This is a genomic window from Pseudocitrobacter corydidari (assembly GCF_021172065.1).
Taxonomy (GTDB): Bacteria; Pseudomonadota; Gammaproteobacteria; order Enterobacterales; family Enterobacteriaceae; genus Pseudocitrobacter; species Pseudocitrobacter corydidari.
The window spans coordinates 2,123,746-2,139,407 of the sequence record NZ_CP087880.1; the positions used below are offsets into that span (position 1 = coordinate 2,123,746).

General features: G+C 55.1%; 13 protein-coding genes. 2 read left to right on the plus strand and 11 right to left on the minus strand.

All coding sequences use genetic code 11. The annotated features are described in order from the left end of the window. Positions 1 to 253: 253 nt before the first annotated feature. The 5 genes from gsiD to iaaA are packed head-to-tail and all read right to left on the minus strand — an operon-like array spanning position 254 to position 6,495. Positions 254 to 1,165: a glutathione ABC transporter permease GsiD gene (gsiD, locus tag G163CM_RS09890; protein ID WP_015965177.1), complete on the minus strand. Its 912-nt coding sequence runs from the start codon at positions 1,163 to 1,165 to the stop codon at positions 254 to 256. Beyond that, on the minus strand, positions 1,166 to 2,086 hold the full coding sequence (gene gsiC, locus G163CM_RS09895; protein ID WP_015965178.1) for a glutathione ABC transporter permease GsiC: 921 nt from the start codon (positions 2,084 to 2,086) through the stop codon (positions 1,166 to 1,168). It lies immediately after the preceding gene. Between the two features lie 40 nt (positions 2,087 to 2,126). Further along, a complete protein-coding gene (gene gsiB, locus G163CM_RS09900) occupies positions 2,127 to 3,665 on the minus strand; it encodes a glutathione ABC transporter substrate-binding protein GsiB (protein WP_231827881.1) in 1,539 nt (512 codons plus the stop codon). A 32-nt stretch (positions 3,666 to 3,697) separates the two neighbouring features. Further along, positions 3,698 to 5,545: a glutathione ABC transporter ATP-binding protein GsiA gene (gsiA, locus tag G163CM_RS09905; protein ID WP_231827882.1), complete on the minus strand. Its 1,848-nt coding sequence runs from the start codon at positions 5,543 to 5,545 to the stop codon at positions 3,698 to 3,700. A gap of 11 nt (positions 5,546 to 5,556) precedes the next feature. After that, positions 5,557 to 6,495 carry a beta-aspartyl-peptidase gene (gene iaaA / locus G163CM_RS09910; protein WP_231827883.1) on the minus strand — a complete coding sequence of 313 codons (939 nt, stop codon included), beginning with the start codon at positions 6,493 to 6,495 and terminating at the stop codon, positions 5,557 to 5,559. 163 nt (positions 6,496 to 6,658) lie between these two features. On the opposite strand from iaaA, the gene moeA reads away from it, so the two are divergent. Both moeA and moeB read left to right on the plus strand, forming a co-directional pair. Then, positions 6,659 to 7,894: a molybdopterin molybdotransferase MoeA gene (gene moeA, locus G163CM_RS09915; RefSeq protein WP_231827884.1), complete on the plus strand. Its 1,236-nt coding sequence runs from the start codon at positions 6,659 to 6,661 to the stop codon at positions 7,892 to 7,894. Then, positions 7,894 to 8,643 carry a molybdopterin-synthase adenylyltransferase MoeB gene (gene moeB, locus G163CM_RS09920; protein WP_231827885.1) on the plus strand — a complete coding sequence of 250 codons (750 nt, stop codon included), beginning with the start codon at positions 7,894 to 7,896 and terminating at the stop codon, positions 8,641 to 8,643. The genes moeA and moeB overlap by 1 nt, the downstream gene beginning before the upstream one ends. Positions 8,644 to 8,799: 156 nt before the next feature. Here the strand turns inward: moeB and G163CM_RS09925 are convergent, their stop codons facing one another. The 6 genes from G163CM_RS09925 to G163CM_RS09950 form a co-directional block, all read right to left on the minus strand. Then, positions 8,800 to 9,480 carry an oligogalacturonate-specific porin KdgM family protein gene (locus G163CM_RS09925; RefSeq protein ID WP_231827886.1) on the minus strand — a complete coding sequence of 227 codons (681 nt, stop codon included), beginning with the start codon at positions 9,478 to 9,480 and terminating at the stop codon, positions 8,800 to 8,802. A gap of 375 nt (positions 9,481 to 9,855) precedes the next feature. Next, a complete protein-coding gene (locus tag G163CM_RS09930) occupies positions 9,856 to 11,007 on the minus strand; it encodes an alginate lyase family protein (RefSeq protein WP_231827887.1) in 1,152 nt (383 codons plus the stop codon). Positions 11,008 to 11,017: 10 nt separating this feature from the next. Further along, the gene (locus G163CM_RS09935) at positions 11,018 to 12,109 is read right to left on the minus strand and encodes an ABC transporter ATP-binding protein (protein ID WP_231827888.1); all 1,092 of its coding nucleotides are present in this window, start codon (positions 12,107 to 12,109) and stop codon (positions 11,018 to 11,020) included. A 10-nt stretch (positions 12,110 to 12,119) separates the two neighbouring features. Beyond that, positions 12,120 to 12,959 (minus strand): carbohydrate ABC transporter permease, encoded by an 840-nt coding sequence (locus G163CM_RS09940; protein WP_231827889.1) that lies wholly within the window; start codon positions 12,957 to 12,959, stop codon positions 12,120 to 12,122. A 9-nt stretch (positions 12,960 to 12,968) separates the two neighbouring features. Further along, the gene (locus G163CM_RS09945; protein WP_420851440.1) at positions 12,969 to 13,808 is read right to left on the minus strand and encodes a carbohydrate ABC transporter permease; all 840 of its coding nucleotides are present in this window, start codon (positions 13,806 to 13,808) and stop codon (positions 12,969 to 12,971) included. A gap of 110 nt (positions 13,809 to 13,918) precedes the next feature. After that, positions 13,919 to 15,208 (minus strand): ABC transporter substrate-binding protein, encoded by a 1,290-nt coding sequence (locus G163CM_RS09950; RefSeq protein WP_231827891.1) that lies wholly within the window; start codon positions 15,206 to 15,208, stop codon positions 13,919 to 13,921. Between the last annotated feature and the right edge of the window lie 454 nt (positions 15,209 to 15,662).

The window sequence follows — 15,662 nt, forward strand, 5'->3', positions numbered from 1 at the left end:
AATATACAACTACGAATCTGTAAACGCTTATTTATTCAACTTATCTTTGCAAAAGATGCGACTTATAACGCCATCATCAAAAACCTTATTTTAAATCAAGAATGAAATATACATATAAATAACTCACCATGCGTTAATATACGCACTTAAATAATAACCATATAAGTTTTATCCCATGCGAAACTATCCCTCTAATAAAGGGTTTCGTTCTGTTTGCATGTTTTATTTAACGCTAAAACACGCAAACAGATATCTAGCCTTTAATTTTCGGATCAAGCGCATCGCGCAGACCGTCGCCCAGCAGGTTAAACGCCAGCACCGTCAGGAATATCGCGATCGCCGGGAAGAGCGCGACGTGCGGCGACATCACCATATCCGCGCGCGCTTCGTTGAGCATCGCGCCCCACTCCGGCGTCGGCGGTTGTGCGCCAAGGCCGAGGAAAGAGAGACTCGCCGCCGAGATAATCGACACCCCGATACGCATGGTGAAATAGACCACAATCGACGACACGGTTCCCGGTAAAATGTGGTGAAAGATAATCGTTATGTCGTTCGCGCCAATGCTGCGCGCCGATTCAATAAAGGTTTGCTGCTTGAGCACCAGCGTATTACCGCGCACCAGGCGTGCAAAGGCTGGCACCGAGAAAATCGCCACCGCGATAATCACGTTGGTCATGCCGCTGCCCATCACCGCCACCACGGCAATCGCCAGCAGGATCCCCGGAAAGGCGAACAGCACATCGCAGATACGCATGATAATGCGATCCCACCAGCCTTCATAATACCCCGCCAGCAGCCCAAGCACTGTGCCGATCGCCGCGCCGATCAGTACGGCAAAGACCCCCGCCGCCAGCGAGATTTGCGCCCCCACCAGCACGCGGCTGAAGATATCGCGGCCCAGCGAATCGACGCCAAACCAATGTATTAATGACGGCCCTTCATTAAGCCGGTCATAGTCGAAATAGTTTTCCGCATCGAACGGTGCAATCCACGGTGCGACCAGCGCCACCGCAATCAGCAGAAGAATGAATATGCCTGCCGCCATCGCCACCGGCTGATGACGGAATCGACGCCAGAACTCGCGCCACGGCGTGCGCGGTTGCGTACTGTGAATCGTCGGCATCGCATCGAGAGCGGCCTGGCGTCGCCAGTTAAGTAGTCGCACTTATTTATACCTGATAGCCGGGTTAATGGCAGCGTAGAGCACATCCACCACTAAGTTGATAAGAATAAACTCCAGCGAAAAGAGCAGTACTTCCGCCTGAATCACCGGATAGTCGCGCATCTCGACCGAATCGACCAGTAACCGGCCCAGCCCAGGCCAGTTGAACACTTTCTCCACCACAATCGAGCCGCCCAGCAGAAAACCAAACTGTAAGCCCATCATGGTGACCACCGGGATCATCGCGTTCCGCAGGCCGTGCTTAAGCACTACCAGACGCTCGCTAACGCCTTTCGCCCGCGCGGTACGCATATAGTCTTCGTTAAGCACATCAACAAACGACGCGCGGGTGAAACGCGCCATGACGGCGGCCACCGCCGCACCCAGCGTCAGCGACGGCAAAATGTAGTGCTTCCAGCTGTCCGCGCCTACCGTCGGCAACCAGCCAAGCTCAACGGAAAAAACCTGCATCAGCAGCATGCCCAGCGCGAAAGCCGGGAACGAGATGCCGGTGACGGCAATCGCCATGCCGAGGCGGTCCGGCCAGCGGTTACGCCAGACGGCGGCGACAATCCCCATCGCCATACCGAAAATCACCGCCCAGACCATGCTGGCAAGCGTCAGCCACAGGGTTGGCATAAAACGGCTGGCGATCTCTTCCGAGACCGGGCGACGCGAGACCATCGACAGGCCGAAATCACCCTGAATCGCGTTGGTAATATAGTGCCAGAACTGCACGTACAGCGGCTGATCGAGCCCCAGTTGCTGACGCACCAGCGCGATAACCTCAGCGTCGGCCTCCGGCCCGGCAATCAGACGCGCCGGGTCGCCCGGCAGCATATGAACAAACAGAAACACCAGCACCGCCACAATCAGCAGCGTCGGGATAAGCCCCAGCAGGCGTTTAATCACATAGTTGAGCATGACTCTCCTTGTGTTCCGCCCCCGCGCAGGGGGCTGAACCTTACTTCAGATCCGCCTCGTCGAAGCTAAAACCGGTATCCGGCATGATGTAGAAGCCAGTCAGTTTTTTGCTGTGTGCGGAAACCAGTTTCTCAACCACCAGCGGCACCCACGGTGACTCTTTCCAGAGCGTATCCTGCGCCGCTTTGTAGAGGCTGGCTTTCTGTTTACTGTCGGTGGTTTTCAGCGCCTCGGTCAGGTCTTTATCCACCTGCGGGTTGCTGTAAAACGCGGTGTTAAACAGGGTTGGCGGCCAATTCTGCGAAGCAAACAGTGGCGACAGCGCCCAGTCCGCTTCGCCCGTCGAGGCGGACCAGCCGGTATAGAACATACGCACGCCGCTCTCTTTTTGCCCTTTGCCCTCAACCTCTGCCGCGCGCTGCCCGGCGTCCATCGCCGTCACCTGCGCTTTAATACCGACCTGCGCCAGTTGCTGCTGCGTAAACTGCAACACTTTCTGCGCGGTGCTGTGATTATGCGATGACCACAGCGTGGTGCTGAAGCCGTTCGGGTAGCCCGCCTCTTTCAGCAGTTCACGCGCTTTCGCCGGGTCGTACTTCCACGCAGGGTAACTTTGCGCATAGGCAATTGACGGCGGGACGATGCCCGTCGCCGGCGTGGCATAACCCGCGAATGCCACCTTCACCAGCGCCTGGCGGTTGATGGCATAGTTAATGGCTTCGCGTACTTTCGGGTTATCGAACGGCTTTTGCGTCACGTTCATGCTGATGTAACGCTGCATGATTGACGGGCTGGCGACCAGCTCCAGGTTGGCGTTTTTCGAAAGCAATGGCGCTTGTTCGTAAGGGATCGGGAAGGCAAACTGCGCTTCGCCCGTTTGCAGCATCGCCGCGCGAGTATTGTTATCGACAACCGGACGCCAGGTGATGGTATCGAGCTTCGGCAGCCCTTTTTGCCAGTAGCCGTCAAACTTCTTCACCTTCACAAAATCGGTCTGATTCCAGGTTTCAAGCGTATACGGCCCGGTTCCCACTGGATGGAAGCCGATTTCATTACCATATTTTTTCAGCGCCGCCGGAGAGATCATCGCCGTCGCCGGGTGAGCCAGAATATTGATAAACGCCGAGAACGGCTGTTTCAGGGTGATTTTGACGGTACTGGCATCAACCACCTCGGTTTTGGCGATATTTTTATACAGGTTATAACGCTTGAGATGATTTTCCGGATTGCTGGCGCGGTCGAGGTTAGCCTTCACCGCTTCGGCGTTGAAATCGGTACCGTCCTGGAACTTCACGCCTTCACGTAGCTTGAGCGTATAGTTCAGCCCATCGTCAGACACCGTGTAGCTCTCTGCCAGCACGTTCTGCAATTTCATCTCTTTATCAAGGCCAAACAGCCCCTGATAGAACGACTTCGCCACCGCCTGCGACAGGGTGTCGTTGGCGTCATACGGGTCGAGCGTGGTGAAGTTCGAGCCGACCGCCACCACCACATCTTTGGCGGCAAACGCCGGGGACGCCGCCAGCGCGGAGGCCACGCCCAGCGCCAGAAGCCATTTTCCTGATACGCGTTGTGTCATGTTGTTCTCCTGAAGTACCCTGCCTGTCATTATTATTCTCGCAAGAGCGCGTTTGCCATCGGTTCGCGGGCCACATAATGCCCCGGTGAAACCTGCTGCAACGGGACGCTCACCACCGCTTCTCCCCGCTTATAAATATTGCCCGGCAGTTCGTCAGAGAGCAGCACGCGCTGCGGCCGACGATGCGCGGGATCGGCTACCGGTACGGCATCCAGTAATTTGCGGGTGTAAGGGTGCTGCGGGTTTTCAAAGACGGCGCGCCGGGGGCCAATTTCAACAATTCGCCCACGGTACATCACCGCCACGCGGTGGCTGATGCGCTCCACCACCGCCATATCGTGTGAAATAAACAGAAACGCAATGCCCATCTCCCGCTGTAAGGAAAGCAGAAGATTAATAATTTGCGCGCGGATCGACACATCCAGCGCCGAAACCGATTCATCGGCAATCACGACTTTCGGCTCCAGCGCCAGCGCGCGGGCAATGCAGATGCGCTGACGCTGACCGCCGGAAAACTCATGCGGATAACGCCAGGCGTGCTCCGGCTGCAAGCCCACACGTTCCAGCAGCCAGGCCACGCGTTGCTGCGCGGCCTCGCCTTCCAGCTTCTTGTGAATGCGCAACGGCTCCATAATCGAGTAACCCACCGTATGACGCGGGTCGAGCGACGCATAAGGGTCCTGAAAGATAAACTGAATATCGCGGCGCAGCGGTTGAAGCTGATGGGCGGAGAGCGTATCAATGCGCTCGCCGTTAAAGGTGATGGTGCCGCTCTGCGCCTCGACCAGCCGCAGCAGCGCGCGTCCGGTCGTCGATTTTCCGCAGCCCGATTCGCCCACCAGCGCCAGCGTTTCGCCGGGCCAGATGTCAAAGCTGACGTCTTCGACGGCGTGCACTTCGCGGGTCACGCGATTCAACCAGCCGCTGCGTATATCGAAGCGCGCAACCAGATTGCGCACCTGAAGCACAGGCTCACCGGCAACCACGGTATTTTGTTCTTCAATGTCAGACGCGGGCGAATCAAATTCCGGAAAGTGGCGCGGCAAATCGCTGCCGCGCATTTCGCCAAGTGTCGGCACCGCCGCCAGCAGTTTGCGGGTATAAGGATGTTCAGGGGTGTTGAAAATCGCCTCGACGCTGCCCGTCTCGACCGCTTCGCCCTGATACATCACCAGCACACGGTCGGCGATTTCCGCCACCACGCCCATATCGTGGGTAATGAAAATCACGCCCATCGACATCTCTTTTTGCAGCACGTCGATAAGCTGTAAGATTTGCGCCTGAATGGTGACATCCAGCGCCGTCGTGGGTTCATCGGCAATCAGCACCGCCGGGCGACAGGAGAGCGCCATCGCAATCATCACCCGCTGACGCATGCCGCCGGAAAGCTGGTGCGGATAACGCGCCAGCATTGCCTGCGCTTCAGGAATGCGCACGCGTTCCAGCATTTTCTTCGCTTCCGCCAGCGCCTCTTCGCGGCCCATGCCCTGATGCAGACGAATTGATTCCGCAATTTGCTCACCGATGGTAAACACCGGGTTCAGCGAGGTCATCGGCTCCTGAAAAATCATCGCGATATCCGCACCGCGCACGTTGCGCATCTGCGTGGACGACTGCTCTGTTATCTCGATGACATCGCGGCTGCGGCGGCGCAACAGCATCTGTTGACTGCGCACGCGGGCGTTTTCCTTATCCAGCAGACGCATCAGCGCCAGCGCGGTCACCGATTTCCCGGAACCCGATTCGCCGACGATCGCCAGCGTCTCGCCCCGCTTGAGGCTAAAACTAAGCTGGCGAACGGCCTGCTGCTGGCCGAAAGTCACACAGAGATCCTGAACGCTCAGGACATTCTGTGGATCGAGGTGTTCAGAGTGCGGCAAGCAACGTCTCCTTATTCCCGATAAATGCCGATGGTTGGCGTGTCGCCTGCATAGGCCCAGGCGCGATACATCCCTTCGCTGTTAAACGGCAGTGCCACATTGCCTTCACTGTCGATAGCAATCAGGCCGCCGCTGCCGCCTAATGCGGGCAGTTTTTCCATCACCACGCGTTCGCAGGCTTCGTGCAGGCTCAGGTGGCCATACTCCATCAGCGCCGCGATATCGTAAGCCGCCAGCGCACGGATAAACACTTCCCCCGTCCCGGTGCAGGAGACCGCCACGTTGGCATTATTCGCGTAGCATCCCGCGCCAACCAGCGGGCTATCGCCCACGCGGCCTGGCAGTTTGTTGGTCATGCCGCCGGTCGAGGTCGCCGCCGCCAGATTGCCGTGTTTGTCGAGCGCCACCGCGCCCACGGTGCCCATTTTGGTGCGTTCATCGAGCGGGGCGTCATGATCGAGGCTAACCGCGCCCTGCGCTCTGGCTTCCTGTAACTGGTGAAAACGTTCGGGTGTGGAAAAAATATCGTTATTCACCAACTCAATACCCTGCTGCTGCGCAAAGGTTTCAGCGCCATCGCCAATCAACAGTACGTGCGGGCTGTTCTCCAGCACCTGCCGCGCCGCCAGCACCGGGTTACGCAGATGCTTCACGCCCGCCACCGCCCCCGCGTTCAGCGAATAACCGTCCATCACGCAGGCGTCCAGTTCATGAGTTTCATCGGCGGTAAAGACCGAGCCCATCCCGGCGTTAAATAGCGGGCACTCTTCCAGCTGGCGCACCGCTTCGGTAACGACGTCGAGCGCGCTCGCGCCCGCTTCCAGCATCTGCTGCGCCTGTTCCACAATCGCGGAAAGTGCCTCAACGTACTCCAGTTCCTTCTGCGCCGAGAGCTGCGTGCGGGAAATCGCCCCCGCACCGCCATGAATCGCAATCACTGCTTTTCCCATGGATTCTTCATTGCCTGTCATTAAATAACTTTATCTATAAATATCATTATCGTGGCGTCAAACCTATTCGATTTTTGAATAAAGATACGCCTCTGGTGGAATACAGCGGGCGGCGCTTTTCTGCCATAATGGGCGGATTCGATGTTTTCCCAGGAGTTTACCCATGGATTTTACCGCCGGCCTGATCCCGCTTGACGATGCGCTGAGCCAGATGCTCGGAAGAATCACCCCGCTCAATATTTCAGAATCGCTTCCGCTTGTGCAGGCGTTTGGCCGTATCACGGCGCGCGATGTGGTTTCGCCGCTGGACGTACCCGGTTTTGATAACTCGGCGATGGACGGTTACGCCGTGCGCCTGAGCGATATCGCCACCGACGCACCGCTGATGGTCGCGGGGAAAGCCTTCGCCGGTCAGCCGTATCACGGCGAATGGCCTGCCGGAAGCTGCATCCGCATTATGACCGGTGCGCCGGTTCCTGCGGGCTGCGACGCAGTCGTGATGCAGGAACAAACCGAACAAACAGACGCAGGCGTGCGCTTCACTGCCCCGGTGAAAGCGGGCCAGAACATCCGCCGTCGCGGGGAAGATATCGCCAACGGCGCGGTGGTTTTTCCAGCCGGTACGCGCCTGACGGTGGCTGAACTACCGGTGCTGGCCTCGCTGGGTATTCCAGAGGTTGAGGTGGTGCGTAAAGTCCGCGTGGCGCTGTTCTCTACCGGTGACGAGCTGCAACTGCCGGGTCAGCCGCTGGGTGATGGTCAGATATATGACACTAACCGCCTGGCGGTACATCTGATGCTGGAACAACTGGGCTGCGAGGTGATTAACCTTGGCATTATTCGCGATGACCCGGAAGAGCTGCGTCAGACGTTTATCAAAGCCGATAGCGAAGCCGACGTGGTCATCAGCTCCGGCGGCGTCTCCGTCGGCGAAGCAGACTACACCAAAACTATTCTCGACGAACTGGGCGAAATCGGCTTCTGGAAGCTGGCGATTAAACCGGGCAAACCGTTCGCGTTTGGCAAACTGAGCGACAGCTGGTTCTGCGGCCTGCCGGGCAACCCGGTCTCTGCGGCGCTCACCTTCTACCAACTGGTGCAGCCGCTGCTGGCGAAACTGAGCGGTTTCACCGGTTCTACGCAAGCGCCGCGCCTGCGCGTGCGTGCCGCCTCGCGTCTGAAAAAATCACCGGGCCGCCTCGATTTCCAGCGCGGTATTTTGCAGCGGGACGCTAACGGCGAACTGACCGTCAGCACCACCGGCCATCAGGGCTCGCATATTTTCAGCTCCTTCAGCCAGGGCAACTGTTTTATCGTGCTGGAACGCGAACGCGGTCATGTGGAAGCAGGCGAATGGGTCGAAGTGGAACCATTTAATCATCTGCTGGGAGGCCTGTAATGGCAGCGGAACTCAGCGATGCGGAGATGATGCGCTATAACCGGCAAATCATTCTGCGCGGCTTTGATTTCGACGGACAGGAGCGGCTGAAAGAGGCGAAAGTGCTGGTCGTCGGCCTCGGCGGGCTGGGCTGCGCGGCCACGCAGTATCTGGCTGCCGCCGGTATCGGGCAACTGTCACTGGTCGATTTCGACACCGTGGCGCTCTCTAACCTTCAGCGCCAGACGCTGCATAGCGACGCCACTATCGGCCAGCCTAAAGTGGATTCCGCGCGGGATGCACTGGCGCGGATAAACCCGCATACCCACCTGGTGACGCATAACGCAATGCTCGACGACGAGGCGCTGTGGGCGCTGATTGCACAGCACGATCTGGTGCTGGATTGCACCGATAACGTCGCGGTGCGTAATCAGTTGAATGCCGGCTGCTTCCGCCATAAAACGCCGCTGGTTTCCGGCGCTGCCATTCGTATGGAGGGGCAAATCAGCGTCTTCACCTGGCAGGACGGCGAGCCGTGCTACCGCTGCCTGAGCCGTCTGTTCGGTGAAAATGCGCTGACCTGCGTAGAGGCGGGCGTGATGTCGCCGCTGATTGGCGTGATTGGCTCATTACAGGCGATGGAGGCAATCAAGGTGCTCGCCCACTACGGCACGCCTGCCGCCGGAAAAATCGTGATGTACGACGCGATGACCTGCCAGTTCCGCGAAATGAAGTTGATGCGCAACCCTGGGTGTGAGGTTTGCGGGTAATACGGAGCGGCCTGTTTGCCGGGTGGCGCTACGCTTACCCGGCCTACGGTTAGCGACTGTGCATCTTTGCCGGGTGGCGGCTGCGCCTTACCCGGCCTACGGGTTAGGTGCGGGTAGGCCTGATAAGCGCAGCGCCATCAGGCAACCTCTTCAGCTTTAGAATGTATACTGTAACCCAACACGATAACGCGTCTGGCGTTCGTCTGTTGTCGAACGAACAGAGACGTTCCCCAGCTCTACGTATGGCTTCCAGTTTTTATCAATGCTGTAGGCAACTTTTAAGTTCAACTCGTAATCGTCTTTGCCGTTATTAAAGCGATCGTAGTCTTCGCTCTTCTTATACAAATAGTTGCCTTCAAAAGCCCACTGTTTGATCTTATAACCCAGCCACAGGTCGCCACGGTTGATGTGTTCATCGTCCTTATCCGCTGACGTATCGCGGGTATATTCATAGCGATAACGAGCCGCAACATAAATGCCGTTATCAAATGTATATTGGCCACGAATATAAGGTTTATAAATCGCTTTAGAAGATGATGTTTCCAGCGCAAAGCCAGGTTGTACCGTGAACCCCGGTGCTGCGGTAAACTGGTAGCTCACGACATATTCATCGCCGTTATCTACAACATCATGAAACACCTTATCCTGATCGTCCCCGCCAGACTTCACCTTGCCTTCAATCGAAATACCGAAGCCGTTGGCAAAGCGGTGAGAAATCAATAAACGCTCTTTCTGAACCTGGCTGTCATCGGTATATTCGTGACGCAGGTCGATAGTGACAGCACTTGCCGATGCACTGACCAGGGCAAGTGCAATAAAGGTAGCTATTTTTTTCACGCTGTTTTCCTCTGATATGACAAAAAGGCGGCAGAAGTATTTTTAGAATTAATAGCTCCCTGTTACTTAATGCTATGAACATTAAGCATGCCGCAGACCTTCATCCTGTACTACAGGTAAAATAGTAAATATAAAAAATAGCCTTGTCATTCACCTGGAAATAAAAATGAGATCATTATCAACTTAAATTGAAATATTGTTTTGATTTTATTTTTATTAAAAAATATATAACCCCCAGATATTTATAATTATTAGCATAATAAACAACAAATACAAAAAAGCCCGGAATAACCGGGCCTTACATCAACATCGAATTGCGCGCAGCAGCAGGCCGGGTGCGGCATTAACGCCACACCCGGCCTGTAAAAAGGTCTGTCAGACTCTGCGCAGCGGCGGGCACCACATCAACTGTTCTTTCAGACTCATTGTTTCCTGCGGGAAGGTCGTTAATAAATCGCGATATTGCTCGGAATATTTATGATAGCCACGCAATGTTTGTAATAACACGCGTGTAGCGCTATCCCAGACAATCCCCTGCAAATCACTGTATGGCCATAAATCGGGTTCGCGGATAAAAGGCACCAGATAATCGATACCTTTTTTTACTCCTCGCCCATCACGAATATGATTCCAGCGGTCGATTTCAACATGTTCGGCGTATCGATTTAATAATAAATGCGCCTCCAGATTAAACAGGGAATAGTGAAAAGGCATGGTGCGTTCCAGCTCCATGGTCTGTTTACCGTCCTGATCAATCTGCGCCGCCATTCGCTGGGTGAATCCTTGCTCGATAATCCGCGCCGCCAGCCCTTTGTCGCCGTAAAACAGCGCGTTCACCGTCCGCTGCACGTCATACCAGGTTCCGTGGTTGTTGTGCCAGACATATTCTGAATGGCCAATATCGCTGTAGTACATCCAGTGGTTAAAATCGCGGAACCACTGATGCAGGCCAATGATATCGTCGGTGTCCAGTACCCCCGCAGGCGAAATCAGGCCGATCGTATCGATAACCATCCACAGTAGACGCGTATCAATCAGCCCGGTGCCTCTGCCAGACACCACGCCGGGGATTGCCTGACCATAGTTCAGATGCGGATTCATCCGCGTATCGCCATCAAGGAACCAGCAGCGAATTTGCACCGCCGCCGCCTGAGCGTACTGCTTTTGCCCGGTGAAATACCATGCCAGCCCCAGCGTCAGGCAGCGTTCGCACATGCGGATAATCCGCGTGGTGTCCGTATCGTTATTTTCGCACTGCGGGTTAGTATGCCCGTCGCGACGAATGTACGGCAGGCCGTTGGGCCTGCGCGGATTCGGCCACCAGTAGGTGCCCAGGCTGTAGTAATCGTGCGCATCGCCGCTCGCCGGACGCAGCTTTTTATGCACCACGCTTTCAGGCGGCGTCCGCTTTAAACCGTCGGCATCGTTCACCAGGCGACTCAGCGCCAGCTGAAGCGGTGAAAATGGCTGCTTCAGCCCCAGCCGGGCATTCTCCAGACAGGTTTCATCGAGGGTGTAGAGTTTCATCGCCACGCCGCTACTCCCCCTTGCTGGCAATACGCTCGCCAGTTGCGGCATCAAACAAATGCACGCCGGAAAGTTTCGGTTGCAGCCACACTTTCTCGCCCTCTTTCACCGCCAGACGCTGCTTAAACACCGAGGTAAACGCCCCGCCGCCGGTATCGCAAAACAGCTGCATATCGGAGCCGGTATTTTCGATGGCGGTGATCACCGCGCCCAGCGCATCTTCCTGAGCCTGACTTACCACGTTGACCTGCTCGGGGCGAATGGCGTAAATCACCTGCTGCCCATCGACGACATTAACGTCATCCGGCAAGCGCAGCAGTGAACCGTCGCGCAGCCGCAGCTGAGCAATAGTGCCATCCAGCACAATTTCGCCCTTAAGCTGGTTGATTTCCGGCGAACCGATAAACCCGGCGACGAACAGATTGGCCGGGCTATCGTAGAGTTCGAGCGGCGTGCCGGCTTGCTCAATACGACCATCGCGCAACACAACAATCATTTGCCCCATGGTCATCGCTTCAATTTGATCGTGGGTGACATACACCGAGGTGGTTTTCAGTCGACGGTGCAGTTCACGAATTTCGCCGCGCACCTGAGTACGCAGCTTAGCGTCAAGGTTAGAGAGCGGTTCATCGAACAGAAAAACCTGCGGCTTACGCACAATGGCGCGCCCCATCGCCACGCGCTGGCGCTGGCCGCCGGAGAGATCCTTCGGCAGACGTTCCAGCAGCGGCGTCAGGTTTAATAATTCCGCCGCCTCTTCCACCTTCTGATTAATTTCCGTTTTCGGCAGCTTCGCCATTTTCAGCGCGAAGCCCATGTTTTCACGTACCGTCATTTGCGGATAAAGCGCATAGCTCTGGAACACCATCGCAATATCGCGCAGCTTGGGTTCGACGTCCGTCACCACACGCTCATTGATATGGATATCACCTTCGGAGATCTCCTCCAGCCCGGCAATCATGCGCAACAGCGTCGATTTCCCGCAGCCGCTTGGCCCCACCAGCACGCAGAACTCGCCATCCGGAATCGTCAATGAGACATTTTTAATCACGTGCGCGTCGCCGTATGATTTACGGACATTGTTCAGTACAACAGATCCCATAGCAGACTCCTTATCCTTTAACCGCGCCGGACATAATCCCGCGATTGAAATGTTTTTGCAGACCCAGGTAAACGATGATGCTTGGCAGCATGGCCAGCAGCGTGATGGCGATGAAAATATTCGGCGTGATGCTTTCATCGGTACGCAGCGTCCCCAGAATCACCGGAATGGTGTTCAGGCTGTCCTGGTTAATGACAATCAGCGGCAGCAGATACTGGTCCCAAATCATGATGAAACCGAAGGTCACCACCGTTCCCAGCGCCGGTTTCACCAGCGGCAGAATAACGTGGAAGAAGATTTGCCATTCGTTTGCACCATCAATACGCGCGGCTTCTTCCAGCTCTTTCGGAATAGCCGACATAAACTCGGTCAGCACAAAGATAGAGAACGCCCAGCCCACCACGGGCAGGATCATGCCGAGGTAGCTGTTGTACAGCGAGGTATCGATCAACGGTAAGCGCCAGTTGATGATCATGTACAACGGAATGGCGATTACCTCTTCCGGCAGCATCATGGTTGAAAGAATAATCAGGCTCACCAGCGCGACGCCGCGAAACTTCTTCCGCGCCAGCGCATAGGCAGCCAGCGCGCTGACCGATACCTGCAAAATGGTGCCGAAAAACACCACCAGAATGGAGTTCAGCAGGTACTGCCAGACGCCAATATCCTGCCAGGCGAAGATAAAGTTATCCAGCGAGAAGGATTTCGGCCAGGCCAGCAGTTCACCGGGTTTAACCGGCGCGCCGCTGAATGCGGTGGCGACAATGCCCCAGAACGGGCCAACAAATACAATTAACAGCAACAGATAGATACACCAGCGTCCTGCCGTGTCCCAACGTTTACTCAACATGTTGTCTCCTTAGTAACGCGCAATGCGCTTTTTCAACGTCAGGTGGCAAATCGTCAGCACCACGGTGAAGGCAAACAGCAGGAACGACACGGCAGAAGCATAGCCATAATCGAACTGCTCAAAGCCCAGTTTGTAGATATGCGTCATGATCATCTCGGTGGCGTTAGACGGCCCTCCACCGGTCGTGGCGTAGACTTCGGCAAACACGCGAAAACCACGGATAAATGACAGCATCAACACCACGGACAGCGCCGGAATCATCCCCGGTAACGTGACGTAGCGCAGGCGGTTCCACCAGTTCGCGCCGTCGACATTCGCCGCGTCGTACAGGTCGCGGCTGATCCCGGCGAGACCGGCGATAAATATCACCATGTTGTACGGCACCGCTTTCCAGATATGCAGCAGCATAATGACCCACAGCGCCTGGTCGCTGCTGGCAAGGAAGCCCTGATCCGCCACCCCAAACCAGCTCAGGATGTGGTTCACCACCCCGTTCGGCGTGGGGTTAAACAGAATGCGCCACATTTCTGCCACGATCGCCGCACTGGTGACCGCAGGCAAAAAGATAGCGGTTCGAATGAACCGCAAATGGCGCGCAGGGCCTTCGAGCAGCATCGCAAGGAAAAAAGCCAGTACGGCAGCAACCACCATCGTGACCAGCACGTACAGGAAGGTATTCGCCACCGCCGAATGTAATTCCGCATCGGCAAACGCGCGCGCAAAGTTTGCGCCGCCCACCCACTCATTGGGCTGGTTAAAGTTCACCTTGTAGAAACTCATGATTAGCCCCTGAATCATGGGGATGAATTTGAACCAGGTAAAAATGATCAGCGCCGGAGCGAGGAACATCCACGGGATCAGCGCGCGCTTACGCGCGGGCGTCAACCAGCGAACGCCCTCGGCCTCTTTGCGTTGCGGTGTTGCAATCTTACTTTCGTGTAGTGTCATTAACCGGGACCTCAATTAGCCAGCACGTTTTGCTTCGCCAGTTCCTGATTAAGCTTCTCGTTCATGGCGTTCAGTTCTTTAGGAATGTCGCTGGAACAATCGGCGAATATGCGGTTAAACCCGTCAGCCGTGACCTGACGCGCTGGCGTCCAGTTCGGGATTTGTGGAACGTAGCGGCCATGGCTGTTATACAGCGCCGCGAAAGTATTCCAGCGAGCGTCCTGATAAACCTGCTCAACATTGACGTTTTTATTCACCGGCAGACGCACGACGGGAATGTTTTTGCTGCCTTTACCCATGCCGATCTCCTGCCCTTCTTTGGAGATCATAAATTCGATGAATTTACGCGCGTCCTCTTTCTGCTTGCTGCCCTTCATCAGGAATACCGTGGTGCCTTCCGCCAACGTCGCTTCGCTTTTAGGCCCCTGAATGTTGACGATTTCGAACTTATCTTTGCCGGGATCTTTGTCCATCAGCGCAATGTGATATGGCCCAGTGAAGAACATCCCGGACTGACCGGAACGGAAAGAGGGAATAACATCGGCGGTGGTGGCGTTGATCGCCCCCGGCTGGGCCACTTTTTCACACAGCAGCGAGCGGACAAACTGCGTTGCCTGCGCAACTTCCGGCGTATTCAGCGTGGCGGTAAATTTATCGCCTTTCTTCTCGACATAGTCGCCGCCTGCCTGCCAGATAAAGCTGCTCATAAACCAACTGGCGTAACCGCGCGTGGTTGAGCCCGGAACGATAAACCCGTAGGTATCCTGCTTACCGTTGCCGTCCGGGTCCTGCGTGGTGAACGCTTTCGCCATCGCCAGAATATCGTCCCAGGTTTTCGGCTGCGGCAGGCCCAGTTTTTCGCGCCAGTCTTTACGCACAAACAGAGCAAAAGTTTGTGCGGAGGTGGGTACGCCGTAGTATTTTCCATCGGCGTAGCGGGTACTTTCCCACGCGGTTGGATAGATGTCCTGACTGCCGGTAATCGACTCAGGTTTAATCTCATCAACAATGCCGAGCTGGATGAACTGCCCCAGCGCCGTGGCGTCGTTGAAGATCAAATCAGGCAATGCATTACCCGCCGCCGCACGCGCCAGACGCTGTTCGAAATCGGTCGTCGCGTTGAAGTACTCAATCTTAATGCCCGTTTTCTTCTCGAAGGCTTCCGCCTCATTTTTATAGATATTTTTTGAGTCATTGCTCGCACGAATCCAGACATTCAGCGTTGTGCTGGCAAAGCTTTGCCCGCATCCCAGTCCTAATGCTGTTAACAAAAGTAACGAGCGAAATTTATTTCCAGACATTTTCATATCCTTTTTTTGTAGGGTATCGTGGTATTACCGGTTCTGTTAAAACAGACCAAACCAATATTAACCTTCATTTAATAGAATGCATTTTTCAAATACAACGGGGCAAAATAGAAATAGCGTTTCGAAATGGAAAAATCCGCTTTGGATCACATTAAAAAATGATTAAATTTTATACACAATGAAAATTCATATAAATTTCATGCAATTACCAAATTATAGTTTTTATTTATGTTTTCCACTTTTTTTGAATTTTGCGATTTTTCGTGACGAAGCACACATTTTTACGCCTAATTTTTCGCTCTGACTTCTGGAACGATCTGCATCACATTTTTTCCTGCAAGCTCTTTTACACTGCGACAAATTAAATCCGAAACATTGTTTTAGGCGGTATTTAAATACCGCAGGGTGTTTATTTGTATTCTCAATACAAAACACATCGGTGGCGCCA

What these genes read in the sequence shown, in the direction of transcription:
- gsiB (WP_231827881.1), bottom strand. Translation starts at nt 3,665, where the DNA reads ATGACACAACGCGTATCAGGAAAATGGCTTCTGGCGCTGGGCGTGGCC.
- G163CM_RS09930 (WP_231827887.1), bottom strand. Translation starts at nt 11,007, where the DNA reads ATGAAACTCTACACCCTCGATGAAACCTGTCTGGAGAATGCCCGGCTG.
- iaaA (WP_231827883.1), bottom strand. Translation starts at nt 6,495, where the DNA reads ATGGGAAAAGCAGTGATTGCGATTCATGGCGGTGCGGGGGCGATTTCC.
- G163CM_RS09935 (WP_231827888.1), bottom strand. Translation starts at nt 12,109, where the DNA reads ATGGGATCTGTTGTACTGAACAATGTCCGTAAATCATACGGCGACGCG.
- G163CM_RS09945 (WP_420851440.1), bottom strand. Translation starts at nt 13,808, where the DNA reads ATGTTCCTCGCTCCGGCGCTGATCATTTTTACCTGGTTCAAATTCATC.
- G163CM_RS09950 (WP_231827891.1), bottom strand. Translation starts at nt 15,208, where the DNA reads ATGTCTGGAAATAAATTTCGCTCGTTACTTTTGTTAACAGCATTAGGA.
- G163CM_RS09940 (WP_231827889.1), bottom strand. Translation starts at nt 12,959, where the DNA reads ATGTTGAGTAAACGTTGGGACACGGCAGGACGCTGGTGTATCTATCTG.
- moeA (WP_231827884.1), top strand. Translation starts at nt 6,659, where the DNA reads ATGGATTTTACCGCCGGCCTGATCCCGCTTGACGATGCGCTGAGCCAG.
- gsiC (WP_015965178.1), bottom strand. Translation starts at nt 2,086, where the DNA reads ATGCTCAACTATGTGATTAAACGCCTGCTGGGGCTTATCCCGACGCTG.
- moeB (WP_231827885.1), top strand. Translation starts at nt 7,894, where the DNA reads ATGGCAGCGGAACTCAGCGATGCGGAGATGATGCGCTATAACCGGCAA.